At 70.2% G+C, this 26647-nt stretch carries 29 protein-coding genes and 3 pseudogenes; 13 read left to right on the forward strand and 19 right to left on the reverse strand.

The genetic code is table 11. From position 1 onward, the window contains the following. Positions 1–258 precede the first annotated feature (258 nt). On the forward strand, positions 259–1899 hold the full coding sequence (pgi, locus tag ACR2FV_RS06965) for a glucose-6-phosphate isomerase (protein WP_434014966.1): 1641 nt from the start codon (positions 259–261) through the stop codon (positions 1897–1899). 8 nt (positions 1900–1907) lie between these two features. Here the strand turns inward: pgi and gtfA are convergent, their stop codons facing one another. Next, a complete protein-coding gene (gene gtfA, locus ACR2FV_RS06970) occupies positions 1908–3392 on the reverse strand; it encodes a sucrose phosphorylase (RefSeq protein ID WP_434014967.1) in 1485 nt (494 codons plus the stop codon). A 79-nt stretch (positions 3393–3471) separates the two neighbouring features. Further along, on the reverse strand, positions 3472–3951 hold the full coding sequence (locus ACR2FV_RS06975) for an XdhC family protein (RefSeq protein WP_434014968.1): 480 nt from the start codon (positions 3949–3951) through the stop codon (positions 3472–3474). 120 nt (positions 3952–4071) lie between these two features. On the opposite strand from ACR2FV_RS06975, the gene ACR2FV_RS06980 reads away from it, so the two are divergent. After that, positions 4072–4287 (forward strand): hypothetical protein, encoded by a 216-nt coding sequence (locus ACR2FV_RS06980; RefSeq protein WP_434014969.1) that lies wholly within the window; start codon positions 4072–4074, stop codon positions 4285–4287. Positions 4288–4323: 36 nt separating this feature from the next. On the opposite strand, the pseudogene ACR2FV_RS06985 reads toward ACR2FV_RS06980, so the two are convergent. Together ACR2FV_RS06985 and ACR2FV_RS06990 are read right to left on the reverse strand one after the other, a co-directional pair. Continuing rightward, positions 4324–5180, reverse strand: a pseudogene (locus ACR2FV_RS06985) (Nramp family divalent metal transporter). Next, positions 5063–5341 carry a hypothetical protein gene (locus ACR2FV_RS06990; protein WP_434015027.1) on the reverse strand — a complete coding sequence of 93 codons (279 nt, stop codon included), beginning with the start codon at positions 5339–5341 and terminating at the stop codon, positions 5063–5065. Before ACR2FV_RS06990 ends, ACR2FV_RS06985 begins: the two are co-directional and overlap by 118 nt. Positions 5342–5541: 200 nt before the next feature. Between ACR2FV_RS06990 and ACR2FV_RS06995 the strand changes: the two genes are divergently transcribed. After that, positions 5542–5838, forward strand: a complete 297-nt coding sequence (locus tag ACR2FV_RS06995) for a hypothetical protein (protein WP_434014970.1) — start codon at positions 5542–5544, stop codon at positions 5836–5838. A gap of 83 nt (positions 5839–5921) precedes the next feature. Here the strand turns inward: ACR2FV_RS06995 and ACR2FV_RS07000 are convergent, their stop codons facing one another. Then, positions 5922–6044: a hypothetical protein gene (locus ACR2FV_RS07000; protein ID WP_434014971.1), complete on the reverse strand. Its 123-nt coding sequence runs from the start codon at positions 6042–6044 to the stop codon at positions 5922–5924. Positions 6045–6107: 63 nt separating this feature from the next. Then, a pseudogene (locus ACR2FV_RS07005) lies at positions 6108–6611 on the reverse strand (NAD(P)/FAD-dependent oxidoreductase); the annotation flags it as partial. Positions 6612–6657: 46 nt separating this feature from the next. On the opposite strand from ACR2FV_RS07005, the gene ACR2FV_RS07010 reads away from it, so the two are divergent. Further along, entirely contained in the window at positions 6658–6912 is a 255-nt protein-coding gene (locus ACR2FV_RS07010) for a helix-turn-helix domain-containing protein (protein WP_434014972.1), read from the forward strand. A 4-nt stretch (positions 6913–6916) separates the two neighbouring features. Here the strand turns inward: ACR2FV_RS07010 and ACR2FV_RS07015 are convergent, their stop codons facing one another. Continuing rightward, positions 6917–7195 carry a hypothetical protein gene (locus ACR2FV_RS07015; RefSeq protein ID WP_434014973.1) on the reverse strand — a complete coding sequence of 93 codons (279 nt, stop codon included), beginning with the start codon at positions 7193–7195 and terminating at the stop codon, positions 6917–6919. 17 nt (positions 7196–7212) lie between these two features. Between ACR2FV_RS07015 and ACR2FV_RS07020 the strand changes: the two genes are divergently transcribed. The 7 genes from ACR2FV_RS07020 (at position 7213) to ACR2FV_RS07050 (ending at position 10757) form a co-directional block, all read left to right on the forward strand. Next, complete coding sequence (locus ACR2FV_RS07020) at positions 7213–7380, forward strand: hypothetical protein (protein WP_434014974.1); 168 nt, start codon at positions 7213–7215, stop codon at positions 7378–7380. Between the two features lie 159 nt (positions 7381–7539). Further along, entirely contained in the window at positions 7540–8106 is a 567-nt protein-coding gene (locus tag ACR2FV_RS07025; RefSeq protein ID WP_434014975.1) for an RNA polymerase sigma factor, read from the forward strand. Then, on the forward strand, positions 8099–8764 hold the full coding sequence (locus ACR2FV_RS07030; RefSeq protein WP_434014976.1) for an anti-sigma factor family protein: 666 nt from the start codon (positions 8099–8101) through the stop codon (positions 8762–8764). Before ACR2FV_RS07025 ends, ACR2FV_RS07030 begins: the two co-directional genes overlap by 8 nt. 94 nt (positions 8765–8858) lie before the next feature. After that, entirely contained in the window at positions 8859–9371 is a 513-nt protein-coding gene (locus ACR2FV_RS07035) for a cupredoxin domain-containing protein (protein WP_434014977.1), read from the forward strand. After that, the gene (locus tag ACR2FV_RS07040; RefSeq protein ID WP_434014978.1) at positions 9368–9799 is read left to right on the forward strand and encodes a hypothetical protein; all 432 of its coding nucleotides are present in this window, start codon (positions 9368–9370) and stop codon (positions 9797–9799) included. Before ACR2FV_RS07035 ends, ACR2FV_RS07040 begins: the two co-directional genes overlap by 4 nt. A gap of 80 nt (positions 9800–9879) precedes the next feature. Beyond that, positions 9880–10260, forward strand: coding sequence for a nuclear transport factor 2 family protein (locus ACR2FV_RS07045; RefSeq protein ID WP_434014979.1), 381 nt, complete (start codon positions 9880–9882; stop codon positions 10258–10260). 59 nt (positions 10261–10319) lie between these two features. Next, positions 10320–10757, forward strand: coding sequence for a PPOX class F420-dependent oxidoreductase (locus ACR2FV_RS07050; RefSeq protein ID WP_434014980.1), 438 nt, complete (start codon positions 10320–10322; stop codon positions 10755–10757). Between the two features lie 9 nt (positions 10758–10766). On the opposite strand, the gene ACR2FV_RS07055 is transcribed toward ACR2FV_RS07050, so the two are convergent. Beyond that, on the reverse strand, positions 10767–12410 hold the full coding sequence (locus ACR2FV_RS07055) for a hypothetical protein (RefSeq protein ID WP_434014981.1): 1644 nt from the start codon (positions 12408–12410) through the stop codon (positions 10767–10769). A 4-nt stretch (positions 12411–12414) separates the two neighbouring features. Here ACR2FV_RS07055 and ACR2FV_RS07060 point away from each other — a divergent pair, with 4 nt between their 5' ends. Beyond that, on the forward strand, positions 12415–14406 hold the full coding sequence (locus ACR2FV_RS07060) for a DUF429 domain-containing protein (protein ID WP_434014982.1): 1992 nt from the start codon (positions 12415–12417) through the stop codon (positions 14404–14406). 3 nt (positions 14407–14409) lie between these two features. On the opposite strand, the gene ACR2FV_RS07065 is transcribed toward ACR2FV_RS07060, so the two are convergent. Genes ACR2FV_RS07065 through ACR2FV_RS07080 form a run of 4 tightly spaced genes read right to left on the reverse strand, consistent with a single transcriptional unit; the run spans position 14410 to position 18107 of the window. Next, complete coding sequence (locus tag ACR2FV_RS07065) at positions 14410–15414, reverse strand: glycine betaine ABC transporter substrate-binding protein (protein ID WP_434014983.1); 1005 nt, start codon at positions 15412–15414, stop codon at positions 14410–14412. Beyond that, entirely contained in the window at positions 15411–16226 is an 816-nt protein-coding gene (locus ACR2FV_RS07070) for an ABC transporter permease (protein WP_434014984.1), read from the reverse strand. Before ACR2FV_RS07070 ends, ACR2FV_RS07065 begins: the two co-directional genes overlap by 4 nt. Then, a complete protein-coding gene (locus ACR2FV_RS07075; protein ID WP_434014985.1) occupies positions 16223–17464 on the reverse strand; it encodes a betaine/proline/choline family ABC transporter ATP-binding protein in 1242 nt (413 codons plus the stop codon). The genes ACR2FV_RS07070 and ACR2FV_RS07075 overlap by 4 nt, the downstream gene beginning before the upstream one ends. Further along, positions 17457–18107 (reverse strand): ABC transporter permease, encoded by a 651-nt coding sequence (locus ACR2FV_RS07080; protein ID WP_434014986.1) that lies wholly within the window; start codon positions 18105–18107, stop codon positions 17457–17459. Before ACR2FV_RS07080 ends, ACR2FV_RS07075 begins: the two co-directional genes overlap by 8 nt. Positions 18108–18376: 269 nt before the next feature. Here ACR2FV_RS07080 and ACR2FV_RS07085 point away from each other — a divergent pair. Beyond that, positions 18377–18780, forward strand: a pseudogene (locus ACR2FV_RS07085) (metallophosphoesterase family protein). A 16-nt stretch (positions 18781–18796) separates the two neighbouring features. Here the strand turns inward: ACR2FV_RS07085 and ACR2FV_RS07090 are convergent. The 7 genes from ACR2FV_RS07090 to ACR2FV_RS07120 form a co-directional block, all read right to left on the reverse strand. Further along, positions 18797–19969: a thiolase family protein gene (locus ACR2FV_RS07090; RefSeq protein WP_434014987.1), complete on the reverse strand. Its 1173-nt coding sequence runs from the start codon at positions 19967–19969 to the stop codon at positions 18797–18799. Continuing rightward, positions 19966–20403 (reverse strand): PRC-barrel domain-containing protein, encoded by a 438-nt coding sequence (locus ACR2FV_RS07095; RefSeq protein WP_434014988.1) that lies wholly within the window; start codon positions 20401–20403, stop codon positions 19966–19968. Before ACR2FV_RS07095 ends, ACR2FV_RS07090 begins: the two co-directional genes overlap by 4 nt. Further along, positions 20400–20993 carry a PRC-barrel domain-containing protein gene (locus ACR2FV_RS07100; protein ID WP_434014989.1) on the reverse strand — a complete coding sequence of 198 codons (594 nt, stop codon included), beginning with the start codon at positions 20991–20993 and terminating at the stop codon, positions 20400–20402. Before ACR2FV_RS07100 ends, ACR2FV_RS07095 begins: the two co-directional genes overlap by 4 nt. Further along, on the reverse strand, positions 20990–21139 hold the full coding sequence (locus ACR2FV_RS07105) for a hypothetical protein (RefSeq protein ID WP_434014990.1): 150 nt from the start codon (positions 21137–21139) through the stop codon (positions 20990–20992). The genes ACR2FV_RS07100 and ACR2FV_RS07105 overlap by 4 nt, the downstream gene beginning before the upstream one ends. Positions 21140–21233: 94 nt before the next feature. After that, complete coding sequence (betT, locus tag ACR2FV_RS07110; protein ID WP_434014991.1) at positions 21234–23297, reverse strand: choline BCCT transporter BetT; 2064 nt, start codon at positions 23295–23297, stop codon at positions 21234–21236. Further along, positions 23294–25075, reverse strand: coding sequence for a choline dehydrogenase (betA, locus tag ACR2FV_RS07115; RefSeq protein ID WP_434014992.1), 1782 nt, complete (start codon positions 25073–25075; stop codon positions 23294–23296). The genes betT and betA overlap by 4 nt, the downstream gene beginning before the upstream one ends. A gap of 29 nt (positions 25076–25104) precedes the next feature. Further along, entirely contained in the window at positions 25105–26598 is a 1494-nt protein-coding gene (locus ACR2FV_RS07120) for an aldehyde dehydrogenase family protein (RefSeq protein ID WP_434014993.1), read from the reverse strand. Positions 26599–26647 lie beyond the last annotated feature (49 nt).

A 26647-nucleotide genomic window follows, 5' to 3' on the forward strand; every position in this document is an offset into this window, starting at 1 on the left:
GCAGCCTAGTTCCCTGCTGCTGACCGTCTCGCGGGGGCGGGGCGGGGTCTGGGCGTGCGGGCAGGGGCTGCCAGGGCCGCTCAGTCGGCGATCATGAGGGCTCGGACCCGTCATACCCGACGACGACCGGTCGAGTGGGGGAGGATGCCATGGTCGAACTCCTTCGGTTGGGGGTGTGACCGATCGTAGTAGCGGGCGCACCGACCGCGCCATCGTCCGGGAGTGCGCGAGCGACCCCGGTTGCGGCAGAGTGGACCCATGGCTCTGACTGATCTCCCCGAGTGGCATGCGCTGACCGAGCACCACGAGCGGGTCAAGGGGGTGCACCTGCGTGACCTGTTCGCCGAGGATCCTGGCCGGGGGGAGCGGATGACCGCCGAGGTGGGCGAGCTCTTCCTGGACTACTCCAAGCACCGGGTCACCGACGAGACCCTGCGTCTGCTGGTCGAGCTCGCCGCGGCCCGCGGGCTACGCGAGCGGACCGAGGCCATGTTCACCGGCGAGCACATCAACACGACCGAGGACCGGGCCGTGCTGCATACCGCATTGCGGGCCGCGCCCGACGCGACGATCGAGGTCGACGGCGACAACGTCGTGCCCGACGTCCGCGAGGTGCTGGACCGGATGCGGACCTTCGCCGACCAGGTCCGCAGTGGGGAGTGGACCGGGCACACCGGCCAGCCGATCACTACCGTGGTCAACATCGGCATCGGCGGCTCCGACCTCGGCCCGGCCATGGCCTACCAGGCGCTGCGCGACCACAGCGACCGCGACCTGGACTTCCGCTTCGTCTCCAACGTCGACGCCACCGACGTCGTCGAGGCCACCCGCGACCTGGACCCGGCCACCACGCTGTTCATCATCGCCTCCAAGACCTTCACGACCATCGAGACGCTGACCAACGCGACGACGGCCCGGGAGTGGCTGGTGGCCGCCCTCGGCGACGAGGCGGTGGCCAAGCACTTCGTCGCGGTCTCCACCGCGGACGACAAGGTCGCCGACTTCGGCATCGACACCGACAACATGTACGGCTTCTGGGACTGGGTCGGCGGGCGCTACTCCTTCACCTCGGCGATCGGGCTGTCCCTGATGGTGGCCATCGGCCCGGACAGCTATGAGGACATGCTGGCCGGCTTCCGGGAGATGGACGAGCACTTCCGCACCGCGCCACTGGAGTCCAACCTGCCGGTGCTGATGGGGGTGCTGGGTGTCTGGTACGGCAACTTCTTCGGTGCCGAGACCCACGCGGTGCTGCCCTACAGCCAGTACCTGAAGCGCTTCCCCGCATACCTGCAGCAGCTGGACATGGAGAGCAACGGCAAGTCGGTCACCCTGGACGGCTCACCGGTCGGCGTGCAGACCGGCCCGATCGTCTGGGGGGAGCCCGGCACCAACGGCCAGCACGCCTTCTACCAGCTCATCCACCAGGGCACCAAGCTCGTGCCGGCCGACTTCATCGGGGTGGTGCAGCCGTTCCACCCCGGCGAGGGGTCTCTGGGTGACCACCACGACCTGCTGACGGCCAACCTGTTCGCGCAGACCGAGGCCCTCGCCGGCGGCAAGACGGCCGAGGAGGTCGAGGCGGACGGGGCCACCGGCTCGCTGGTGGCGCACAAGACCTTCCAGGGCAACAGCCCCACCTCGACGCTGCTGGTCGACCGGCTGACCCCGCACACCCTCGGGATGCTGGTCGCGCTCTATGAGCACAAGGTCTTCGTGCAGGGCGTGATCTGGGGCATCAACAGCTTCGACCAGTGGGGCGTCGAGCTCGGCAAAGTGCTCGCCAAGGTGATCGAGCCCGAGCTCACTGCCGACGAGGCGCCGGAACTCGACCACGACGCCTCCACCAACGCGCTGATCCGCCGCTACCGCGCGGCGCGGGGTCGCTCGACCGACTGAGGCGAACCTCAGCTGTGAGCACCCAGCTCGCTCAGGCTCGCCTCCTGCATACTGCCCTGGTCGTCGCTCCACCGCACGGTGCCCGACCCAGCCGCCAGGTCGGCCCGCAGCTCGGCCACGGCGTCGCCCTGCCGCCACGTCATCGTCAACGTGTCCTTGCCCCCCTCGGTCTCCAGCTCGCCGTCGAACGCCGCGTGCGAGCCGCGCAGCCGGATCAGACCGAACAAGGCCCGCACCACCGGACGCTGCACGGACTCCTGCACCTCCTCGCGGGTGTAGTGCGCTCGGTTGACGTCGCGGCCGATCCCGGTCCGCTCCAGCTCGTCGGTGTCGTTGCGGCCGGCGAGCAGCCCGACGTAGTAGACCTGCGGGATGCCCGGGGTCCAGAACTGCAGGGCACGCGCCAGCAGATAGCGGTCGTCGTCGGCTCCCAGGGCGTCGTAGAAGGTGCAGTTGACCTGGTAGAGGTCGACGTTGGAGGCCGCGGCGCCGGTGGCGTCCTTGGAGGTGCCGCCGCTGGCCTCGTGGATCGAGTCGACCAGCGCGTCGATCTGCTCCGGGGTGAGCAGCCCCTCCCGGGACGGGTCGTTGCCGTCGGCGCCGACGTCGATCACCCCGATGCCGTCGTGGGTGTCCAGCACCGTGATGGAGTTGGTGGGGCGCACGTCCAGCCAGGCCAGCAGCGGGTCGGCGTCGGCCTCGTGCAGCGCGTGCAGGATCAGCGGCGGGAGCGCGAAGTCGTAGACGTAGTCGACCTGCGCCGCGATCTCGACCTGCCGCTGGTAGTAGGAGTGCACCTCGACCAGCACGGTCAGCTCCCGCTCGTGACACCAGGCGCTGATCTCGTCGATGAAGTCGAACGTCTCGGGGGTCATGAACGAGGTCAGCCCCGGTGTCTTCACCGCATACCCGACCGCGTCGAGCCGCACCCGGCTGACCTTCGCCTGCGCCAGCGCCTCGACCACCCGCAGCAGGTAGTCGCGGGTCACCTGCTGGCGCACGTCGAGGTCGATCTGCTCGCCGGTGAAGGTCGTCCAGATCAGCCGCTTGGTGCCGTTCTCGCGCGTGTAGGGGGTGAACGGCAGGCCGGGACGGGGGCGGTAGAGCAGCATCAGCTGCTCCTCGGTCGCGCCGTCCGGGAACGCGCCGTCATAGGTCAAGAACATGCCGGCGTATGCCGAGTCCTCGCCCTTGTCCAGCCAGTCCTGGAACTGCACGGACGAGGAGGAGACGTGGTTGACGATGACATCGACCATGACGTCGTGGGTTTCTCCGATGGCCGCCACGTCGTCCCAAGAGCCGAGTCTCTCGTCGACCTCGGTATGGTCCTGCGGGTCGAAGCCCGCGTCGGCCCCGTCGTAGGGGCGGAAGAACGGCAGCAGGTGCACGCCGTTGAACAGACCCTCCAGCGGACCGTCCAGCACCTGCTGCAGCGTGCGGAGGTCACCGCCCAGGCGGTCGGCATACGCGATCAGCTCGACGTCGTGCGGCACGATGGCCTCCTTGTCACCGGTGGGATACCGACGCTATCGGCTCCGGGGCGAGGGGGCGAGGCTCGGCGTCAGGCGGGCGTCACCGGTCGACGCGCAACGGTCTGCCGTCCCGGCCGTGGCCGTCGGCCACGATTTCGGCGACGACCGACAGCGCGATCTCGCCCGGCGCACTGCCACCTGTGTTGAGCCCGGCCGGGACGTGCAGTTTGGCCAGACCGGGGACGGCCTGCGCCGCCAATTGCGCCAGCAGTCCCTCGGCGCGTCCTCGACTGGCCAGCATCGCCACGTAGGCCGCCTTGGAGGCGAGCGCGAACCGCAGGACCGGCAGGGCGTCGGGAGCGTCGTGATCACAGATCACGACGGCATCCCCGGCGCCAAGGGGCAGGTCCGTGATCTCGGTGAGTCCGCGACCGTCCACATCGGCCTCGATGAGCACCACCTGGCGGCCGGTCGTCCGCGCGATCGAGGTGATGGCCTGTGAGATCGGGTTGCGGGTCAACAGCACCACCCGACCGCTCATCCTGGCCTCGTCCGCCCAGGGCTGCTCGCGCTGTGTCATGCGTCCAGCCTGTCATGCAGCATGCCGGCCCCGGAGCGGTCGCCGGAAGCCGTTGCGGTGGAGCGGCTCCTGCCGTGACGTCATACTCGAGATTCCTCGGACCAGCACGGAGGTGAGGTCATGACCGACAGCACGTCGCAGAGTTCTGCCCGCGGGCGCCCGCCCGACGTCGAGCAGGGGATGCGTGCGGTGCAACAGGCCGCCGAGCGAGCTGCCGAGGCTGCCGAGCGCGGCGAGGGGGAGGAGTCCGACCGCGAGATCGCGGCCCTTCGTCATGCGCTGGCACTCGCACTGGACACGTTGGGAGTGCCGCCGCCTCGCTCGGACTACCCCTGAGCAGCCGTCCTCGGGACCGGTGACCCGGCACCGGGGTCAGATAATGCCGAAGGCGATCAGCAGCGAGCGGACTCCGAGACCGATCGCGACCAGGGCGACCAGACCGCCGACGACGTTGGCGCCGGTGCTGTTGACGTGCTTGCCCAGCAGGACGCTGCGGTTCATCACGACCAGCAGGAAGACCGCGATGATCGGCAGGATCAGCCCGTTGGCGGCCTGCGCGAAGACGATCAGCTCGGTGGGGCTGGAGCCGATGATCGCGAAGGTCACCCCGACGAGCACGATGACACCCCAGATGGCCTTGAACTTGGGGTCGGAGAGGTCGCGGCGCCAGCCGAAGGCGCCGGCGGTCGCGTAGGCGGCGGCCAGCGGCGCGGTGATCGAGCTGGTGACGCCCGCCGCCAGGAGTCCGAAGGCGAAGAAGTACTTGGCCGCCGGGCCGAGCAGCGGCTCGAGCTGGGTCGCCATGTCGGCGGCGCTCTCGACCCCCGGCCGGTCCCGAACAGCGCGGCTGCTGCCGTGGTCAGGATGGCCAGGATGGCCAGGCCGCCGAGGCCGATCGACAGGCGTGTGTCCAGCCTGGCCTCCTTGACCGCCTGATCGGTGGGCACGTCCTCGGACCACTTGTCCTGCACCGAGCGGGCGTGCAAAAACAGGTTGTATGGCACTACGGTCGTACCGATGAGCGCCATGATCGTCAGGACGGACCCGGACGGGGCGCGGGGGATGAACCCGGCGAACAGATCGCCCAGGTCGGGCGTGACCATGGCGGCGGTCACCAGGAAGACGATCCCCATGGAGACCACCAGCCAGACCAGCACCCGCTCGACGACGCGATAGCTGCCGGTGGCCAGCAGCCCGGCTGCCAGCACGGCCACGATGGCGGCCCACACCGCGGTGCTGCCCCGAAGACGGCGTCGAGGGCCAGCGAGACGCCGATCAGGTTGCCACCCTCGAAAGCTGCCGTGCCGATGGTGATCGCGGCCACGACCAGGGCGATCGCGCCGAACTTGAACACCGGGTTGGTGAACGTCGTGCGCACGACTCCGGCCATCCCGCCTGCTCGGATCCCGCCTGATCAACTCCATACGAACACGCTAGACGCGACCAGAACATCGCCATCGATCGCGACGAGATCACCGTCGTCCTCGTCCTGCCCGACATCGAGCTCGCCGACGGCACCGGTGACGCCGAGGCCGAGCCACCCGAGCCGGCCGCGCCACCGCCTTCCGGGAGGAGACCCGGGACGCCAGGATGACGATCGCCCGGGAGGCGGAGCGGCGGTTCGGCCGCAAGATCTCCTGGGGCGTCGTCCTGGGCGAGCACCGCGCGCTGTTCACCCACCTCGCCGCCCCGGTGATGACCCGGCTGAGGCGGCCGCAGCGCAGGGTGCTGGACACCTTGATCGAGTCCGGCGTCGCCCGATCGCGCTCCGAGGCCCTGGCGTGGTGCGTGCGCCTGGTGGAGCAGCACGAGGACGAGTGGCTGTCCGAGCTGCGCGAGGCGATGGCCCACGTCGCGGGGGTCCGCGAGCGAGGTCCCGCCGCCTGAGCGCCGACGCCCGGTGACGCCTCAACCGCCGCACGACGAGGCATTTGATCACCCGGCTGGGAAGGACCGCTGCCTCGCGGCGCTCAGCGCAGCACGACGTTGAGCAGCACGGTCAGCGCGATGGACAGCATGAGCGAGACCAGGATCATCATCAGGCATCCGGGTGCTCTGCCCAGCACCCGCACCTCTGTATTGCCGATCCGCATAGGTCCAGTCTGCGGTCGCGGTGTGACGGCTGCACACCGAGCCGGTCGAGTGGAGCGCTCGGATCAGCGCAGCGGGTCGAAGGGACGCAGGGCGCTGGGCGACTGCCCGGTGGTCATCGCCTCGGCCAGCAGTCGCCCGGTCGCGGGCCCCAGGGTGATGCCCCATATGCCGTGACCGCCCGCAGCGAACACCCGCGGCGAGCGGGTGGCGCCGATCAGCGGCAGGCCGTCCGTGGTGACCGGGCGGGAGCCGACCCACTCCTCGCGTCGCGAGTCCAGGTCGGCACCCGCGAGCAGCGGGCGAGCCGCGTCGGCGTCAGCCGCGATCCGCCGGGAGTCCAGACCGGCCTCGGGGCGGGCGAACTCCATCATCCCGGCCACGCGCAGGCCGTCCCCGAGTGGTGTGCAGGCGACCCGTGCCGCGGGCAGGTAGACCGGTCCGCTGGGCACTCGATCCACGTTGACGGTGAAGCTGTAGCCGCGGCCCGCCTGCACCAGTCGCCGGAGGCCGAACGGCCGGGCCAGCCGCCCCAACCAGGCGCCGGTGGCGAGCACCACCGCGTCGAAGTCGTCGACACTGCCCTGCGCGGTGCACGGACTGGGTGCGCAGCCGGTGCTGGGGCCGCTGGCCGGGTTGCGCGAGCACGACGAGCGCACCGGCACGGCATACCTGCAGACGCTGGCCGCCTGGCTGGACCACCCGGGCGAGCCGGGTATGGACGCCCGGGCCCTCCACGTCCACCCCAACACCGTGCGCTACCGGATGCAGCGGATGGCCGAGCTGGTCGAGCTGGCCCTCGCCGACCCGGAGGTCCGGCTCGCCCTGCAGCTGCAGCTGCGCGCGCTCGGTATGCCCTCGCCTGGCTGATCGGTCAGGCCGGCGGTTGGTCCGCCCACAGGTCGGGGCCGAAGACCTCGTAGCGGATCCGGTCGGCCGGGACGCCGCGCTGCAGCAGGCTGGAGCGCACCAGGCGCATGAAGGGCAGCGGTCCGCTGGTGTTGGCCTGCACTCCCTCGGGCAGCGGCACCTGGCCGAGGTCCATCCACCCCTCCCGTGCGTGCTCCAGCGCGCCCTCGACGTCCTCGTACCATGTGTAGGTCGTGAAGTCGTCGATCTGCAACCGGGTGCCGGAGGAAGCCGGCTCCAGCACCAAGGAGATGATGTCGTGTGCCGCGTCGAGGCGCCGGACGACGCGGGGTCGATCAGCTGGACGGCGTAGGCGAGCACGGAGGCGGCCAGGGCCTTGCTCTGCTCCCCGGTGGCCTGTTCTGCGTGCTCGGCGACGACACCGGCCGTGGCGCGGACCACGGCCTCGGAGGGAGGGGACAGCAGTGACTGCGTTGGCCCGGCTGAGGTCACAGACATGGCTGGTCCCTCTCGACGACGATCGGTCACCCCACCGAAGGCCTATGACGTGCCGTAGCAGTCGGGGTGCTCGATCCGGGTCGCACAATCCAACGCCGACCCTGAACCGTACTGATGGACATGGTTGTCGTGTCGCGAGCTGACCGGGCGCAGGACGCCGCCCTGCTGGCTGGGCTGGGACTCGACGACCCGGACGTCTCTGCGGCATTCGTGCGACGGTTCCAGGGTGCCGTCTACGGTATGGCGGTGGCCATCACGCGGGACTCCGGTATGGCCGAGGACGTCAGCCAGGAGGTGTTCGTGCGGGCCTGGCGGGCGGCCGGCTGCTATGACGTCCGCCGCGCCTCGGTGCTGACCTGGCTGCTGGTGATCACCCGCAACACGGCCATCGACGCCGTGCGCGCCCGGCGGAGCACGCCGACTGATGACGAGCTGCTGGGCCACCTGCTCAGCGAGACGATGCGGTCGCCCGATCTGGAGGAGCACGCCCTGCACCGCCTGGAGACCGAGCACGCGGTCCGTCGGCTGCACACGATCGCCCCCGAACAGGCCCGCGCGGTGGTGCTGGCTGTGCTCGGTGGATGCACCGCGGCGCAGGTGGGAGAGCGCGAGGGGATTCCGCTGGGGACCGCCAAGACCCGGATCCGCGCCGGCCTGCGCCGGATGCGGCAGGCCGTGGAGGTCGAGCATGACTGAGCCCCAGTCGCATCCTGAGGAGGACCGGATCCTGCAGCTGGCCCTGGGCGAGGTCACTGGGCCGGACCGGGACGAGCTCACCGTGCACCTGGCCGCCTGCCCCCCGTGCCGCAAGGACTACGACGAGCTGGCCACGGCGATCGAGCAGACCCTGGCTGCTGTGCCCCGGCTCGCCCCGCCCGCCGGCTTCGAGGACAGGGTCCTCGGCGCTCTGTATACGGGGTCGTCCTCGCCCGGCCGCAGGAGGCTGCGGTGGCGGGCCGCGCTACCGGCTGTTGCCGCGGCGGTGATCGGGCTGTTGGCCGGCGTCGGGCTCACCCTCAGGCTCACCGGGGACGAGCCGCCCCGGAGCGACCAGGTGGTCGTCGCGACCGGAGCCGCCGCGCTCACCACCCCCGCCGGTGTCGACGTGGGCAGCGTCTCCCGCAGCCTGGATCGGGGCACGCCGGTGCTCGTGGTCGAGGTCAGTGACGGACCGGCGGGCAACCGCTATCTGTGCCGCCTCGTGCTGAGCGACGGGAGCACCCGGGACGTCGGTGAGTGGGAGCTGGACCCGCAGCGAGCGAACAGCTGGGTGGTGCCCTCGCCCGACCCGGGCGTGCAGGGCGTGCAGCTGATCGGCGAGTCCGGCGCGGTGTGGTCCTCGGCCGACCTGTGAGCCTCCTGCAATCCCGATGGGCCGTGCCGACGTACTACTAGGCATGAACCTGACCCATCGCTCCCGCTTCGCTCGGTCGACACCCGCTCTGCGCATGCGCGGTCCGGCTGCTGTCCTGGCCGCCGTGCTCCTCGTCGCCGGCTGCGGGGGCGAGGCGCAGGAGGATTCCGCCGCGGAGCCTGCCGAGCCTGCCGCGACCTCTGCCGAGTCCGAGCCATCGGCCAGCGCGTCAGAGTCAGCCAGCGAGTCCGAGTCGCCCGAGGCCGCCGAGTCCGAGTCGCCCGAGGCCGCCGAGTCCGAGTCCGAGTCCGAGTCGGAGTCCTCCGAGACGGCCACCGATGACACCGAGGCCGCGGCGGCGGAGATGGTCATCACGATCGTCGACTTCACCTTCGAGGTGCCCGAGACCATTGCCCCAGGGGCTGAGATCACCGTGGTCAACCAGGACGGCGTCGGACACACCGTCACCTCCGACGAGGAGGGCATCTTCGACGTCCCCGTCGGTCCGGGTGAGGAGGTCACCTTCACCGTGCCCGACGAGGCCGGGGAGTTCCCCTTCCACTGCACGCCGCACCCCAACATGACGAGCACGCTGGTCATCGGATGAGGGCGCTCGAGCTCCCGGTGCGGTTGGCCGTGGCGGCCGCGCTGACCATCGACGCCGTGGTCCACCTGCGGCTGGCGTCCAACTACCAGCTGGCCGCGCCCGGCGGCATCGGCGGTGGCAACCTGTTCCGCGTCCAGGCGGTGGCTGCCATCCTGATCGGGATCTACCTGCTGGTCCGGCCGAGCCGGCTCGCCTACGCAGTCGCAGCACTCGTGCTGCTGTCGGCGTTCTTCGCGGTGCTGCTCTACCGGTATGTCGAGGTGCCCTCGATCGGTCCGATCCCGTCGATGTACGAGCCGATATGGTATGCCGAGAAGGCCGTCAGCGCGGTTGCCGAAGGCTTCGGGGCGCTCCTCGCAATAGTGGGTGTGGCGCTGAGTGGGCGCACCGCGCGCGAGCGCAACACCGAGACATCATCAGCGCGCTGATCGTCGCTGCGGCTGCAGGACCATCCTTGCCGAGATAGTGTGATTATCGAAATATCTCGATGATCCATCCAAGGAGTCCTGTGTCCGGCACCGACCGTAGCCAACGCTTCGCCGACGCCCTCCAATCCCTGGAGTCAGGTGACCAGGAGGACCTGCTCGCCCAGTTTGCCGACGGTGCCGAGCTCAGGCGACCGGAGCGCAAGCACGGCCCGGGCGTCTCCGCAGACGCGTCCACCTTCTGGCAGCAGTACCTGGCGGAGTTCGAGCAGATCGAGACGACCTTCGACCGGATCGTGGAGCAAGGGGATGAAGCAGTGCTGGAGTGGCACTCCACCGGGCAGCTCGCGGCGGGGCGGGACATCGACTACGCGGGAGTATCGCTGCTCACCTTCGAGGGCGACGCGGTCAGCCGGTTCGCGACCTACTACGACACCGCAGCGTTCATCGACCCGGTCGAGTAGCTGCCGGTCGGTTTGGCGGCCGTCCGGAAGCGGGGGAGCCGGCACGGTGTTGCACCCTCATGAGTGCAGCGCAGATCCCCGGCAAGTACCTCGACTTCTTGGCCGAGCGCCGCAAGGGTGTGCTGATCACGCTCAAGCGAGACGGCCGCCCGCAGACGTCCAACGTGCTCTACCACTTCGACCCGTCCACCGGGCAGGCACGGGTCTCGGTGACGGCCGACCGGGCCAAGACCCGCAACGCGGTCCGCGACCCCCGGGTAGGGCTGCACGTCAACAGTGACGACTTCTGGAGCTACACGGTGCTCGAGGGCACCGCACGGGTCGGTGCCGCCGCCCGCGACCCGCACGACGCGGCGGCCGACGACCTGGTCGCGCTCTACCGGCACCTGGCCGGCGAGCACGACCACTGGGCGAAGTTCCGCGAGGTCCAGGTCTTGGAGCAGCGGCTGGTCCTCACGATCGAGGCCGAGCGGGCCTACGGCATGGTTCTTGGTTGAGGGCGACCCTTACTGGTAGGAGATCATCAGGGGCGTCGGCTCCCTGGTCATCGTCTGCTCCGGCGTCAGCATGGGTGCGTCCTCGTCGTAGAAGTTCTTCCACCCGAAGGGCACCCCGGCGGGAGCGGCCCCGGTGACCGCCTGCCAGGTGTCGTCCTTGAGGTGCGGCGCGCCCTGCCCGTCCATGTGGATCAGGACCTGCACCTGGTCCCGGCCCAGCTCGATCTCGTCGGTGTCCTGCAGCATCGAGAGCCGGAACTGGTGCAGCACGAGCAGCTTCTGCGGCAGCTTCTCCTGCGCGGTGAGGTCGGCCAGCCAGTCGATGACCGAGTTGACCTCCTCGGCTTCGACCCTGCCGATCTGGCCCAGCGGGCGCTGGGTGGAGGTCAGCCGCCACTCCGGGTCCAGCGCCAGGCCCACGTGCGGCATCCGCAGCAGGTCCTCGTAGATCTTGGCCTGGTCCAGGAAGTTGGCCCGGCCGGGCTGCAGGTCCAGGACGACGTAGACGCCTTCCTCGCCGGCCCGCTCCACCCAGGGGCGCAGCTCCTCGACGCTCTCCTCGAAGGAGTAGTCACCGTCCGCGCCGGCGGAGGCCTGGGCGACCGTCGCGATGATCTCGAACGCCGGCACCACGGGCTCGGAGCTGAGCGAGTCGTAGTCCGAGGCGATCTCCTGCGCTCGCTCGATGCTGGCCTCCAGATCCTGCTCCCCGAGGACCCCCAGCCCCGGGGTCCCGGGATGGCCGTAGAGCGCCACCAGCCGACGGCCCGGGAACAGAACCTGGCCCCCTTCGGGCAACAGCGTGCCCGTGGCGGCGACCTCCAGCCGTCCGCTGAGCCGGTCCACCGGGGCGAAGCCCGGTCCGACGGCAAGCACCCGGGCCGGGGGCTTGCCGGACAGGGCCTCGATCGCAGCGGGGTCGGCGCGCAGGTCCTGCGTCGCGACCTGGATGATCTCGGCGCCGACGGCCTGTGCCGAGGCGGTCGCGGACGCCACGGCGGGGGCGGGAGTGCCCCTGCGTAGGAGCACCGCGAGACCGGCGGCAGCGGGGGCAGGGGAGACCTCCGGCAGGTCGTCAGCCGCGGTCACGACCTCGACGTCGGCCAGCTCACCCAGCGCGCTTCCGGTCTGCGGTCCCATCGCCAGCACGCTCTCGGCGCCCAGCCGGGCGATCTCTGCTCGCTGAGCCGTCGCGTCGACCGTCGCCGAGGCCGTGCTGGCCGCCCCGTCGGGAGGCGCCGTGCTGGAGGCGTCGTCACTCGGCGCTGACGTGGCGCTCGCGCCGTCCCCGGCGGCGGCCGGAGCTGCGTCGAGCAGCAGCAAGGGCACCCCGAGCCCCGCGGCCTGCTCGGCTCCGTCGCGCACTCCCGCCTGGTCGCCCGCCTGCGCGACGACGACGACCGGCGACGTCCGGAACAGCTGCCGGCTCACGCCCACGGACACCGCCCCAGGCTCGACGGCGTCCACCACGGCCACCGGCGGGCCTGCGTCGTTGAGCTCGGGGACCAGCGGTGCCGGCGCGTCGGAGTCCTCGTCGCCGCCGGAGTCCTGGTCGCCGCCGGAGTCCTGGTCGCGCGCCGAGCCACCCGCCTGGTCGGGGTCGTTCGAGTCGGTACTGCATCCCGTCGCGGTCAGCAGGAGCACGACGCTCAAGGTGGTGGCGATCGATGTCGCCGACCACCGGTCCCAGCGTGCGGCGATGCGGCGTGCACGAGTCCTGCCCAGCATGTGTCATCCCATCGACAGCGGTTCGGACGGCTTCGACCCAGGGGGTATGCCGATCTTCCACCCCATCATGAGTGACAGGGGCGACCAACACGACCACGAACACGCCCGGCTGAGGCAGAGTGTCCCCATGCACTACGTCGGCGTCGACCTGGCCTGGGGTGAGAAGCGACCGACCGGGGTGGCGGTCGTGGACCCCGACGGCCGCTTGCTGCACGTGTCCGCGCAGACCACGGACGAGACGATCACCGGCGCCCTGACGACCTACACGCAGGGTCCGTGCCTGGTCGCGATCGACGCCCCGCTGATCGTGGTCAACCCGACCGGCACCCGCCCGGGGGAGGCGGCGCTCAACCGGGACTTCGCCCGGTTCGACGCCGGAGCGCACCCGGCCAACACCGGCAAGCCCGAGTTCGCCGGGGTCCCCCGCGGGGCGCGGCTGGCCCGGGCGATGCACCTGGACATGGATCCGCGGTCCGGTCGGGAGCGCCGGGCGATCGAGGTCTATCCCCACCCGGCGACCGTGGCGCTGTTCGGGCTGGGCCGGACGCTGAAGTACAAGCAGAAGCCGGGGCGCACGCTTGCCGCGCTGCGCGAGGCGCTGCTGGAGCTGATGCGCCGGATCGAGGGGCTCGCGGATGCGCCGACCCCCCTGCAGGTGCGCGACCACCCCGACTGGTGCGAGCTGCGCCGGCGCGTCGAGACCGCGCAGCGCAAGAGCGACCTGCGCAAGGTCGAGGACCCGGTGGACGCCGTGCTGTGCGCCTACCTCGCCCGGTATGCCGACCAGCACCCGGCGCGCGTCACGACCTACGGGGACTTCGCCACCGGCTACATCGTGACCCCCACCCTGCCCGAGGACCAACGGCCGGACCCTCGGGCGCCGAAGCAGCCCCCGGTCACGGCGGCACCGGCCCCGGGCACGGGGGATGTCGGGCCCGACCTGGTGCACTCGGCCGTGCAGGCCTACGCCGCCCTCCACCCGGCGGTCATCGCCGCCACGACGGCATACGTCGAGCTGGTGACGACGCTGCTGGACGAGGCGGGCATCAACTACCTGAGCGTGACCGGGCGGACCAAGAGCGTGGCCTCGTTTGCCGGCAAGGCCAACCGGAGGGTGGACGGGAGGCTCGCCTTCGCCGACCCGATGCGCGAGATCACCGACCAGATCGGGGTGCGCGTGATCACCTACGTGCACAGCGACGTCGCGGCGGTCGCCGACCTGCTGGCCGACCAGCTGCGCGTGCTCGACGACCGCGACATGGGACAGGAGACCGCGCAGGAGGGGAGGTTCGGCTACGCCAGCCGGCACGTCCTTGTCTCCCTTGACCCCGCCCGGCAGGAGGCGGGAGAGCACGCCGACCTGCGCGAGCACACCGCATCGGTGCAGGTGCGTACCGTGCTGCAGCACGCCTGGGCCGAGTTCGAGCACGACATCCGCTACAAGGGGACGATCCCGGCCGAGCAGGCTCCCGACCTGGACCGCCGGTTCACCCTGGCGGCCGGGCTGTTGGAGCTGGCCGACCGGGAGTTCTCCACCATCCGGGACCGGCTCCAGGCCAGCATGACCGGGCAGCGCCCGGAGGCCGACGCCGACCCGCGGATCAGCGCCCAGGACCTTGCGTCGTTCCTGTCCGGTCGCTTCGCCGACGCCGGCTGGTCCCGCACCGAGCACTACGCCTGGGTCTCGGGGCTGCTGCTGGAGCTCGGCATCACCTCGCTCGACGAGCTGGGTCGCCTGCTCGGCTCCGTCGACAGCGCCGCCATCAGCGAGCGGATGGGCTATCGCTACCCACCGGGTGCAGTGCGCCGGCTGGACGACGCGCTGCTGGCCGTCTTCGCCGAGCGGTATCTCGAGCTGCACGGCAACGAGGGACGGGTGCCGCAGCTGCGGACCCGGCTGGTCCGGCTGCGCGGCACGTGAGGCTCACTCGTTGAGCAGGCCCTCCGAGACCAGCCACTCCTTGGCCACGACGGCCGAGTCCATCCCGTCGACGTCGACCTTGGCGTTGAGCTCCAGCATGGCCTCGTTGGTGATCTTGGGGTTGATCTTGCCGAAGATCTCTGCGATCTCGGGGTGCGCCTCGATCAGGTCGGTCTGCACGACCGGGGTGACGTTGTAGAGCGGGAAGTAGTCCTTGTCGTCCTCGAGCACCCGCAGGTCAAGGGCCAGGATGCGCCCGTCGGTCGTGAACACCTCACCGAAGTTGCAGTCCCCGTCGGCCGTGGCCTGATAGATCACACCGGTGTCCAGGGTGGTCACCTCGCCAATGTCGGCGTCGGTCAGGTCGTAGGTCTTCAGCATGTTGGGGAAGCCGTCGTTGCGGCTGGCGAACTCGCTCTCGACGCAGAACGTCACCTCCTCCTTGGGCAGGCTCGCCAGCTCGGACAGCTTGGTGATGCCGAGCTCCTTGGCCTTGTCCTCCCGGATGGCGAAGGCGTAGGTGTTGTTCATCGGCGCCGGGGGCAGCCAGGTCAGTCCGTTCTCCAGGTCCTCGTCACGGACCGCCTCGAACTGGGCCTGCTCACCGGGGATCGGCTTCTCGTGGCCGAGGTAGCTCAGCCAGCCGGTGCCGGTGTATTCATAGGAGATGTCGATGTTGCCGTTGAGCAGGCCCTCCCGGACGCCGTTGCTGCCCGGGGTGTTGCTCTGGTTGGTGACGTCGGCGCCGGCAGTGCTGAGGACCGTGGCCAGCAGGTTGCCCAGGATCAGCTGCTCGGTGAAGTTCTTGCCCGCGACCGTGATCTCGACGCCCTCGAGCGACTCGTAGTGCTGGATCGCGCCCGGCTCGGCCTGCAGCACGGCTCCGTTGGCCGACCGCAGTCCACAGCCGCTCGCGAGCACTGCCACGGCAGACAGGGCGAGCAGTCCGGTGAGTGCGCGGCCCGGTCGGCCGCTCGTGGGGGACGTGCTGTGTGTATGCGGATTCATCGGAGTCCTTTCGGTGCTGCGACCAGCTCGACCAGTCGGGCGAGCCAGTCGACGAACAGGGCGAGTGCCGCGACCAGGATGGCCCCTACGACCAGGACGGACGTCTGGGCGAGGGTGATGCCGGTGGTGATGGGGGCGCCCAGGCCGCCTCCACCGATGAACGCCACCAGGGTGGTGGTGCCCACGATGAGCACCAGCGCGATGCGGATGCCGGCGACGATGACCGGCAGGGCCAGCGGGAGCTCCACCTTCAGCAGGGTGGACATGCTGGACATGCCCATGCCCCTGCTGGCCTCCACCAGCTTGGGGTCGACCCCCTGCAGCCCGGCGACGGTGTTGGCCACGATCGGCAGCACGCCGTAGACGACCAGGGCGATGATGGAGGCCTGCACGCCGAGGCCGAAGATCGCCGCCGAGATGCCGATGAGACCGATCGCCGGCGCGGCCTGGCCGAAGCCGGCCACGGTCATGATCGGCACCGCGAACCGGCGCAACGGTCCCCGGGTCAGCGCGATCCCGAGGGGCACGGCGACCAGCACCACGATCAGCGTGGCGCTGAGGGCGACCGTCATGTGCTCGCGAAACAGCGTCGTCAGCGGTCCCGCGCTGAGCTGGACCCGCTCGGACTCGGTCAGCTCGGCGGTGCGCACATAGATCAGGCACCCGATGACTGCGATCAGGCACAGGGCGGGCTGGGCGACCCACTGGATCAGCGGCGTCTTCTCCTCGGGGCGCTGCTGGGCCTCGACGTCGCCCTCCATGTCGAGCTCGTGCTCGCCGCCCTTCTGGCGGGTGTCGGTCTGCGCGCTCATCGAGTGTCCTCCTCGACGTCCTCCAAGGTGACCTCCGAGGCCCGGATCTTGCCGGCTTGGATCTCCTCCATCGCCTGCATGATGGTCTCGACGCGCAGCACCCCTTCGTACTTGTTCTTGGCCCCGGTGACCACGACGACGCCGTGGCTCGCCGTGAGCATCAGGTCCAGGGCGTCGTTGAGGGTGGAGGTCAGGCTGAGCACCTCGACGTCGTGGTCGCGCTCGACCTTGTCCACGTCCGTGCTCTGGACCTGGTCCACGGGGATCCAACGCTGCGGCCGATCCTTGTGGTCGAGCGCAAGCACGTGCTTGCGACCGAGGTCGCGGGCCTTGGTGACCACGTCGTCCGCGTCGTCCCCAGGCTTGATCCAGGCAGCCTCGTGCAGCTCGACGTCGCGCACCCGGGTGAGGGTCAGCTGCTTCAAGGCTGCGCCGGCACCCACGAAGCTGCGGACGAAGTCACTTGCCGGGTTGGTCAGGATCTGCTCGGGAGTGTCGTACTGGACGATCTCGGATCCGATGTTGAGGATGGCTATGCGGTCGCCGAGCTTGACCGCCTCGTCGAAGTCGTGCGTGACGAAGACGATGGTCTTGCGCAGCTCGACCTGCAGGCGCAGCAGCTCGTCCTGCAGCCGCTGTCGGGTGATCGGGTCGACGGCGCCGAACGGCTCGTCCATCAGCAGCACCGGCGGGTCGGCTGCGAGAGCTCGGGCCACGCCGACCCGCTGCTGCTGACCGCCGGACAGCTCACGCGGGTAGCGGTCCTTGTAGATGCTCGGGTCCAGCGAGACCAGCTCGAGCAGCTCGGCGACCCGGTCGTCGACACGCTGCTTGTCCCACTTGAGCAACCGGGGGATCAGGGCGATGTTGTCACCGACCGTGTAGTGCGGGAACAACCCGGCGCCCTGGATCACGTATCCGATGTGCCGGCGCAGCTCGTCGGCGTCCTTGTCGGTCACGTCCTCGTCGCCGATCAGGATGCGGCCGCTGGTGGGCTCGATCAGCCGGTTGATCATCTTCATGGTCGTCGTCTTGCCACAGCCCGAAGGGCCGACCAGCATCACGATCTCACCGGCCGGAATGGTCAGGTTGACGTTGTCGACCGCGGGCTGTTCGGTCCCGGCGTACTTCTTGGTGACGTCCTGAAGCACGATCTGCTCACCGTGCACACTGTCCGGAGCATGCTTGCCCGGTGTCTCGGTCGAGGTCTTCTGCTCGGTCATGGTGGTGTCAGACACGGATGCCCCTTGAGGTTGTGACCCGCTTGAAGATGGTGAGCGCGAGGTCGAGGACGATGGCCAGCAGGATGATCGCGACGGTGCCGAGGACGACGGACTCGATGGCGTTGGCGCCACCGGTCCTGGAGATGCCGGAGAAGATGAAGTTGCCCAGACCCGGACCCTGGACGTAGGCCGCGATCGCGGCGATGCCCATCAGCATCTGCCCGGAGACCCGGACGCCGGTCATGATCACCGGCCAGGCCATCGGGATCTCGAGTTTGCGCAGGGTGGTGAAGCGGTTCATCCCCATGCCCTTGGCCGACTCGATCAGGGTCTGGTCGACCCCCTGCAGCCCGACGATGGCGTTGCGCAGGATGGGCAGCATCCCGTAGAAGACCAAGGCGAGCACCGACAGGAGCACGCCATCGGGGATGGCGCCGGTGAGCACGCCCAGCATGGCGAAAGAGGGGATGGTCAAGCCGATGGCGCTGAGCGCGTTGGCCGCGCCGGAGGCTGATGACGAACGGTAGACCAGGACGGCCAACACGACGCCGGCCACGGTGGCGAAGAACAGGGACTGGATCACGAGCCAGATGTGCTGCCAACCGTTGGCCGAGATCACCGCCCAGTTCTCTTGGACGAAGACAAAGAAGTCGCTCATCGCTCCCTCGCTGTTGGAGACGCGGTGGAAGGGCTGTCACCCCTTTGGGTGTGAAGTAAGTTACACCGCTTTCCTGTGACGATCACGGCTGCACGCACACTTGATACCGAAATGAGATATTTGCGGGAGCGTTTGACATCACCTCGCGTGGGTGCCTGACCTGCCACGATGCGACTCAGTCGGGGGCTCGGGCGCGGCTGATCTCCCGCCCGCTCGCCCCGTGCGCCGTCGGGCCGTGCGGCAGAATCGGTGTCGTTCACCTGCTGCTGATCGCCGACACCCACGTGCCCACCCGGGCGCGAGCGCTGCCCGACCAGGTCTGGGCAGAGGTGGAGCGGGCCGACCTCGTCCTGCACGCCGGTGACTGGGTGGTGCCCGAGCTGCTCGATGAGCTGCAGCGACGTACCGCGCGTTTGCTCGGCTGCCACGGGAACCGGAGACGCCCGGCGTCGCGAGAGCCGGATGCGCGCGGCATACCCCGAACCCGGACCTGCTGGTCTTCGGGCACAGCCACATCCCGTGGGACAGCACGCACGAGGGTCTGCGGCTGCTCAACCCGGGCTCCCCGACGGATCGGCGCCGGCAGCCGCACTGCACGTACCAGACGGTGACCATCCGCGACGGCCGCCTCGAGGAGGTCGTGCTGCACCGGCTGCCCCCGCGGACCCGATAGCGGAGCGGGTAGCAGCTTAGGCCTCGAGGACGGGCGGCAGTCCTTGACCCACACCGATGCAGATGGCGGCCACGCCGACCCCACCGCCCCGGGCCCGCAGGGCGTGCGCGAGGTGACCGACGATGCGAGCGCCGGAGGCCCCGAGCGGGTGCCCGATCGCGATCGCGCCGCCGTGCACGTTGACCTTGTCCGGGTCCAGGTCGGGCCAGCCCTGCAGGCAGGCCAGGCTTTGCGAGGCGAACGCCTCGTTGAGCTCGACCAGGTCGACGTCGGCCCAGCTCTTGCCGGCCCGGGCCAGCGCCCGGTCGGCCGCCGCGACGGGGGCGACGCCGAAGACGTCGGGGTCGTTGCCCGCCACTGCGCGCGAGATGATCCGCGCCAGGGGCTCAGCCCGCAGGCGCGCATCCTCGGAGGCGATGAGCAGCGCCGACGCGCCGTCGTTGAGCGGTGAGGAGTTGCCGGCGGTCACGGTGCCGCCCTCGGGTCGGAAGACGGGCTTCAGCCGCGCCAGGGACGCGGTCGTGCTGGCGGGCCGGATGCCCTCGTCGCGGGTCAGCTGCGTGCCCGGAACGGGCACCACCTCGGCGTCGTAGTCCCCCCGGGTCCAGGCACGGTCGGCCAGGAGGTGGCTGCGTGCGGCGAAGGCGTCCTGGCTCTCCCGCGGTATGCCGTGCAGGTCGGCGAGCTTCTCGGCCGACTCCCCGAGTGGGATCGTCCACTGCGCCGGCATCCGCGGGTTGACCATCCGCCACCCCAGTGTCGTGGAGTGCAGCGTCTCGGGCCTGGCCGGGTAGGGCCGATCGGGCTTCTGCAGCACCCACGGTGCCCGGCTCATCGACTCCACCCCGCCGGCGATCACGACTTGCGCGTCGCCGGTCTCGATCGCCCTGGAGGCCTGGATCACGGCCTCCATGCCGGACCCGCAGAGCCGGTTGAGCGTGGCCCCCGGAACGGACGTCGGCAGTCCAGCCAGCAGCGACGACATACGGGCGACGTTGCGGTTGTCCTCGCCGGCCCCGTTGGCGTTGCCCAGCAGGACGTCGTCGACCCGGGCCGGGTCCAGGCCCGGTATGCGGTCCAGCAGGGCTCGCAGGACGTGCGCGGCCAGGTCGTCGGGCCGCACGGCGGCCAGACCCCTGCCGTAACGGCCGAACGGGGTGCGCACGGCGTCGTAGACGAAGCTGCTCACTCGGGCTCGACCACGACCGCATACGAGCCCACGCCGACCAGCTGGTCCCCGGCGACATCGCGGCCCTCGTCGCCGAGCAGCAGGCGCACGACGGTCCCCGTGCCGGGGTCGAAGTCCACGTCGAGGACATGGCCGCACTCGTCGCCGTCGGTGCTCAGCACCCGCTTGCCGATCAGGGAGTGGTCCTTGCCGCGCAGCGCGGCGAGTTGCTCGTCGGCCGTGGTGACCGCGGCCGGGGACTCGATCGTGACCGCGTCGATCCCGAACGACTTGATCGAGGACCAGGGGAGCGTGTCGCCGGAACGGGCCGAGCCCAGCTCCAGGGCCACCACGGATCCGGCGGAGGGCTCCACGACGAAGCCGTCGATCCGACCCACGGTCTCGGCAGTGGAGGTGCTGACCACCGTGCGGCCCTGGGCCTCGGAGAACTTCATCGCTCCTGCCCCCCGAGCCGGTCCCGGAAGTCCTCGACCGCGGTGCCGAAGCCCGCCAGGTCGTCTCGGATGAAGTCCCTGACTCCGGCCGGCACGACGAGGTACTCCCCGGATGCGGACAGGGTGTCCGGCAACGGCACCAGGACGGTGGCGCTCTGGTGACCCAGCGCCGGTGCAGGGCGAATCTCATAGCCCATCACGTCGCACCTCGCGGTGCGGCCGCGGTCGACCTCGATGATCGCATCGACCACGGTGCCCAGCTCGGTCCCCTCGTCGGTGATCACCTGGGATCCGAGCACGTCGCCACCGGAGCCACCCGCCCCGTGGGATCCGTGCAGCACGGTGTCCACGGGCGTGAGCGCCTCGTCGTCGGTCACGATGACGGCGTCGTTGCCGAGGGCCAGCACGTTGGACCAGGGCAACGCGGTATGCAGTGGCCCGGCGAACAGGCCCCGGCCGGCCAGGGTGAAGCCGCCGACCTCGCCACCGCCGGCCCAGAACACCAGGTCCTTGACCTGGGCGATGTCCTCGCCGCCCAGCGTGACCACTGGCCGCCCGGTCGTCTCGCTCGCCCGCATCAGCCGGCTCAAGTGGAATCACCCTCACCGCGTGGCCGGCTGCCACGCTGCTCGATGATGACCCCGCCGCGGCGTCGTCGTGACTGCACCACCAGAGCGACCAGCACCAGGATCCCGATGACGACCAGGACCACGATCAACCAGGCCCACCACTCCATCTGCTACCTCCATCGGCACTGCGCCACGGGCAACGGCGGGGGCCGAGCCTCGGTCCACCCAGGATACGAGGTCGAGGCTGGTCAGGGCCAGGGGTCACCGGCCCGACAGGCGCTCCAGGCGCAGGAACTCCAGGTGCCGTTCGTACTGGTCCAGGCAGTCCTGGATGACCTGCCCACGGCTGTAGCCCATGACGTCGTAGCCCAGGCTGCCGTCGCTGGAGTGCACCTCCAGCCGGGCGTAGGTGTCGCGGTCGCGGGCCATCCGGCCGCCGTAGGCCGGCACCGGAGCCGAGTCGATCTCCACGCAGTAGCGGAACGGGTGTGGGTCGTCCGTCGAGGTCCGCAGCACCACATTGCTCGGCGGGGGACTGTCCGGCTCGGCGTCCCCACCGGGGGAGTTGCGCACCACCTCAGCCTGCACACCCCGCTCGGTGAGCTCGGTCGCCACCTCGCGCAGTGCGGGCTCCACCACCTCGTCGAGGTACTCACCGGCCCCTTCCTCGTCGACGAAGCTCAGTGCCCGGGACAGTCGGCCGCGCCAGGCCCGGGCGTCCGTGCCGTCGCCGCCGCGGGCCGAGAGCATCATCGGCAGTGCGTGCCGGCTGCTGTCGACCCGCATGCCCTCGAGCTGGAGGGCCTTCCACAACCCGAGCATGATCAGGAACATCACGAAGGCGAACGGAAGCCCCATGATGACCGTGGCGTTCTGCAGCGCCGGCACCCCGCCGACGATCAGCATCGCGATGGTCAGCAGGCCGGTGACGACCGCCCAGACGATCCGCAGCGGTGCACCGGCGTCGTCGTGCACGGTGCGCAGGTGCGAGCTCAGGTTGGCCATGACCAGAGCACCGGAGTCGGCCGAGGTGACGTAGAACAGCAGCCCGACCAGGGTGGACAGCCCGATCAGGAATGTCGCCCCGGGGTAGGCCTGCAGCAGGGTGTAGAAGCCCTGCTGCGGCACGTTCATCGCCAGCTCGCCGAACGCGGAGTCGCCCGCGCGGATCTGCTCGATCGCGCTGTTGCCGAAGATCGAGACCCACATCACGATGTAGCTGAACGGGATGATCATCGTGCCGAGCACGAACTGCCGGATGGTGCGGCCCCGCGAGATGCGGGCCAGGAACAGCCCCACGAACGAGGCCCAGGCGATCCACCAGGCCCAGAAGAACAGCGTCCAGCCGCTCATCCATGCGGCGGCGTCGCTGTAGGCGAAGGTCTCCATTGTCATGCCCGGGAAGGAGCGGACGAAGTCGCCGATATTCATGACCAGGGAGTTGAGCAGGAAGGACGTCTTGCCGGTCACCAGGATCCAGCCGGCCAGCGCGATCGCGAGCAGCACGTTGAGCTGGGACAGCAGGCGGATGCCCTTGTCGACCCCGGTGGTGGCCGAGATGGCGGCGATCACCACGGCCAGCACGATCAGCCCGATCTGGGCTCCGATGCTCTCCTCGATCCCGAACATCAGCTCCAGGCCGAAGTTGAGCTGCACCACGCCGATGCCCAGGCTGGTCGCCACGCCGAACACGGTGCCCAGCACGGCCGCGGTGTCGACGGCGTGCCCCAGCCCGCCGTCCATCCGCTTGCCGAAGATCGGGTACAGGGCGGAGCGGATGGCCAGCGGGCGGTGCAACCGGTAGGCGAAGTAGCCCAGGGTGATGCCCATCAGGGCATACATCGCCCAGCCGGTGATGCCGTAGTGGAACAGCGTCCACACCGTCGCGTCCCGGGCGGCCTCGACGGTGCCGCCCTCGCCGACCGGTGGCGCGAGATACTGCGTCACCGGCTCGGCGACGCTGAAGAACATCAGGTCGGTGCCGATGCCGGCCGCGAACAGCATCGCGGCCCAGGAGAACATCGAGAACTCCGGGGTGGAGTGGTCCGGGCCGAGCCTGACGTGGCCGTAGCGGGACAGGCCGAGGAAGAGCACGTAGATCAGCACCAGCGTGGACAGCGCGACGTAGAACCAGCCGAACCAGGTGGTGGTCCAGCCGACCGCGCTGCCGATCACCGAGACGGCCTGGTCGGCGGAGACCATCGCCCAGATCGCCACGACCAGCACCCCCACCACGGAGGCGGTGAAGACGACTCTGTTGACCCGGTAGACCGGAGTGTCGGGCGTGGGTGTCTCGGTGGGTGGTGCCTGCGAGGTGGTGCTCATCGGGGGACTCCGATCTCGTGGTGCGCGGTGCGCTCTGGGGCAGGGTGGGCCCCGGCTGCGCTGGGCGGGTCGGTGGTGGCGTTCCACGCGTCGTTGCGCGGGTCCCCCGGTGGGTAGAGCGGCATACCCCTGCCGTGCAGATAGAACGGCACGTCCTCCGGCGGCAGCGGGGTGTGCCCGGCGATCAGGTCGGCCGCACGTTCGGCGACCATCATCACGGGGGCGTAGATGTTGCCGTTGGGCACGACCGGGAAGACCGAGGCGTCGACGACCCGCAGCCCCTGCACCCCGTGCACCCGCATCGTCGCGGGGTCGACCACGCTCATCGGGTCGGTGCCCATCTTCGCGCTGCACGAGGGGTGCAGAGCGGTCTCGGCATCCTGCGCGACCCAGTCGACGATCTCCTCGTCGGTGCTGACCTGGGGTCCGGGGGACAGCTCGCCACCGCTGAAGGGGGCGAATGCCGGTTGCTCCAGGATCGTGCGCGCGGCGCGGACCATCTCGATCCACTCCTGCCGGTCGGACTCGGTGGACAGGTAGTTGAACCGGATCGCCGGGTGCTCCAACGGGTCGGTCGAACGGATCTTGACCGAGCCCCTGCAGTCGGAGAACATCGGGCCGATGTGCACCTGGTAGCCGTGCTCACTGGCGGGCTTGGTCCCGTCGTAGCGGATGGCGATCGGCAGGAAGTGGAACATCAGGTTGGGACGGCTGACCTCGTCGTTGCTGCGGACGAAGCCGCCGGCCTCGAAGTGGTTGGAGGCGCCGACCCCGCTGCGCAGGAAGAGCCACTCGGCACCGATCCGCGGCTTGTGCCGGTGCTTGAGCCAGGGGGCGATCGAGACGGGCTGGGTGCTCTCGTGCTGGATGTAGACCTCGAGGTGGTCCTGCAGGTTGGCCCCCACGCCGGGCAGGTCGACCACGGGGGCGACGCCGGCGGCGCGCAGCTCCTCGGGATCGCCGATCCCGGTCAGCTGCAGCAGCTGTGGGGAGTTGAACGCCCCACCGCACAGGATCACCTCACCGGCGGCGGCGCTGCGCCGGGCGCGGCCGGCGACGACGTAGTCGACTCCGGTCACCCGGGTGCCCTGGGTATGCAGTGAGGTCACCTGGGCCAGCGTGCGCACGTCGAGGTTGGGGCGGTTCCGGACCGGATGCAGGTAGGCCCGCGCGGCGCTGAGCCGGCGCCCCTGGTGCACGTTGCGGTCGAACTTGGCGAAGCCCTCCTGGCGATACCCGTTGACGTCGTCGGTCAGCGGGTAGCCGGCCTGCTGGACCGCCTCGAAGAAGGCACCGAACAGCGGCGTCGTCGCCGGACCGCGCTCCAGCACGAGGGGACCGGACCCGCCGCGCCAGTCATCGGCCCCGGCCAGACAGCTCTCCATCCGCTTGAAGTAGGGCAGGCAGTGCGCGTGGTCCCAGTCCGCCATCCCCTCCTCCTGCGCCCAGCCCTGGTAGTCCATCGGGTTGCCGCGCTGGAAGATCGTCCCGTTGATGCTGCTGGAGCCGCCCAGCACCTTGCCGCGGGCGTGCACGACGCGGCGCCCGCCCATGAACGGCTCGGGCTCGGACGCGTAGCGCCAGTCGTAGAAGCGGCTGCCGATCGGGTAGGGCAGCGCCGCGGGCATGTGGATGAACGGGTCCATCCGGAAGTCGCTGTGCCCGGCCTCCAGCACCAGCACGCTCGTGCCCGCGTCGTTGGACAGCCGGTTGGCCAGGGCACACCCGGCCGAGCCCCCACCGACGATCACGTAGTCGTAGCTCGTGCGGCCTGCCATGGGGGCTCCTTGCCTTCGGTGCGCGGGTCTTAGTCGAACCAGCCGGTGCGGACCGGCCGGGTGTTGTGCCAGACGTGTTTGGTCTCGCGGTACTCCGCCAGCCCGGCCAGCCCGAGCTCGCGGCCGATGCCGGACTGCTTGAAGCCGCCCCACTCGGCCTGCGGCACGTAGGGGTGGTAGTCGTTGATCCAGATGGTGCCGTGCCGCAGTCGCGCGGCGACCCGCTCGGCGCGACCGGCGTTCTCGGTCCACACCGCGCCGGCCAGGCCGTAGATCGTGTCGTTGGCCAGGGCCACCGCGGCGTCCTCGGCCTTGTCCCGGTCGGCGCCGGAGAAGGTCTCCACGGTCAGCACCGGGCCGAACGACTCCTCCTGGACGCACTGCATACCGGTCTCGCACCCGTCCAGCACGGTAGGAAGGTAGTAGAACCCGTCGGCGAGCTCGGGGTGTTCGGTGTCGTCGGGTCGGGTGCCTCCCGCGCGGAGCACGGCGCCCTCCTCGAGCGCGGCGGCGACGTAGGCCTCGACCTTGTCGCGGTGCCCCTCGCTGATCAGCGGGCCGGTCTGCGCGGTGTCGCTGAACGGACCGCCCAGCCGTATGCCGTCGGCCACCTTCGCGATCTGGTCGACCACCTGGTCGTGCACCGACTCCTCGACGATCAGCCGGGCGCCCGCGGAGCAGACCTGGCCGGAGTCCAGGAAGATCGCGGTCAGTGCGTTGTCGATGGCGGCGTCGAGGTCGGCGTCGGCGAAGATCACGTTGGGGTTCTTGCCGCCGAGCTCCAGGGCGACCCGCTTCACCGTGTCGGCGGCGGCTGCCATGATCCGCTTGCCGGTGGACAGGCCACCGGTGAAGGAGACCAGATCGACGTCGGGGGAGGTGGTCGGTGGGGCGCCGACGCTGGCGCCGGTGCCGAGCACGAGGTTGGCGACCCCGTCGGGCAGGCCGACGTCGGCAAGGGCCTGCATCAGCCAGATGCTGGTCGAGGGGGTCAGCTCACTGGGCTTGAGCACGAAGGTGTTGCCGGCGGCCAGGGCCGGGGCGACCTTCCACGAGGTCTGCAGCAGCGGGAAGTTCCACGGCGTGATCAGCGCGCAGACCCCGACCGGCTCGTGGACGACCCGGCTGGCGACGCTCGGCATACCGGTGTCCACCACCCGGCCGGCGTCGGCCCCGGCCAGGTCCGCGAAGTGCCGAAAAACCGCCTCGATGTCGGCCATGTCGGTTTGGCTCTCGACCATCCGTTTGCCGGTGTCGAGGGACTCCAGCCGGGCCACCTCGTCGGCCTCGGCCGCGAGCGTGTCAGCCAGCCGGCGCAGCAGCGCGGCCCGCTCGGGGGCGGGCGTGCTCGGCCAGGGTCCGGTGTCGAACGCGCGCCGTGCAGCCGCGACCGCGGCCTGGGCGTCCTGCTCGGTGCACTCCGGCACGGTGACGACCTCGGTGCCGTCGGCCGGGCAGCGGATCGTGCGGGTGCCGCCCTGGGCTGCCTGCCGCCACTGCCCGCCGACGAAGATGCCTGCCATGAGTGGACTCTAGCGAGGTCAGCGGCCTCGTAGGTTTCGGTGCGGTATC

The sequence above is a fragment of the Ornithinimicrobium sp. genome, from assembly GCF_051004135.1.
GTDB lineage: Bacteria > Actinomycetota > Actinomycetes > Actinomycetales > Dermatophilaceae > Ornithinicoccus.

Coding starts and splice junctions, on each gene's coding strand:
- pgi (WP_434014966.1), top strand. CDS start 259: ATGGCTCTGACTGATCTCCCCGAGTGGCATGCGCTGACCGAGCACCAC.
- ACR2FV_RS06975 (WP_434014968.1), bottom strand. CDS start 3,951: ATGACACAGCGCGAGCAGCCCTGGGCGGACGAGGCCAGGATGAGCGGT.
- ACR2FV_RS06980 (WP_434014969.1), top strand. CDS start 4,072: ATGACCGACAGCACGTCGCAGAGTTCTGCCCGCGGGCGCCCGCCCGAC.
- ACR2FV_RS06990 (WP_434015027.1), bottom strand. CDS start 5,341: ATGGCCGGAGTCGTGCGCACGACGTTCACCAACCCGGTGTTCAAGTTC.
- ACR2FV_RS06995 (WP_434014970.1), top strand. CDS start 5,542: ATGACGATCGCCCGGGAGGCGGAGCGGCGGTTCGGCCGCAAGATCTCC.
- ACR2FV_RS07000 (WP_434014971.1), bottom strand. CDS start 6,044: ATGCGGATCGGCAATACAGAGGTGCGGGTGCTGGGCAGAGCACCCGGA.
- ACR2FV_RS07030 (WP_434014976.1), top strand. CDS start 8,099: ATGACTGAGCCCCAGTCGCATCCTGAGGAGGACCGGATCCTGCAGCTG.
- ACR2FV_RS07035 (WP_434014977.1), top strand. CDS start 8,859: ATGCGCGGTCCGGCTGCTGTCCTGGCCGCCGTGCTCCTCGTCGCCGGC.
- ACR2FV_RS07040 (WP_434014978.1), top strand. CDS start 9,368: ATGAGGGCGCTCGAGCTCCCGGTGCGGTTGGCCGTGGCGGCCGCGCTG.
- ACR2FV_RS07050 (WP_434014980.1), top strand. CDS start 10,320: ATGAGTGCAGCGCAGATCCCCGGCAAGTACCTCGACTTCTTGGCCGAG.
- ACR2FV_RS07065 (WP_434014983.1), bottom strand. CDS start 15,414: ATGAATCCGCATACACACAGCACGTCCCCCACGAGCGGCCGACCGGGC.
- ACR2FV_RS07070 (WP_434014984.1), bottom strand. CDS start 16,226: ATGAGCGCGCAGACCGACACCCGCCAGAAGGGCGGCGAGCACGAGCTC.
- ACR2FV_RS07080 (WP_434014986.1), bottom strand. CDS start 18,107: ATGAGCGACTTCTTTGTCTTCGTCCAAGAGAACTGGGCGGTGATCTCG.
- ACR2FV_RS07095 (WP_434014988.1), bottom strand. CDS start 20,403: ATGAAGTTCTCCGAGGCCCAGGGCCGCACGGTGGTCAGCACCTCCACT.
- ACR2FV_RS07105 (WP_434014990.1), bottom strand. CDS start 21,139: ATGGAGTGGTGGGCCTGGTTGATCGTGGTCCTGGTCGTCATCGGGATC.
- betT (WP_434014991.1), bottom strand. CDS start 23,297: ATGAGCACCACCTCGCAGGCACCACCCACCGAGACACCCACGCCCGAC.
- betA (WP_434014992.1), bottom strand. CDS start 25,075: ATGGCAGGCCGCACGAGCTACGACTACGTGATCGTCGGTGGGGGCTCG.
- ACR2FV_RS07120 (WP_434014993.1), bottom strand. CDS start 26,598: ATGGCAGGCATCTTCGTCGGCGGGCAGTGGCGGCAGGCAGCCCAGGGC.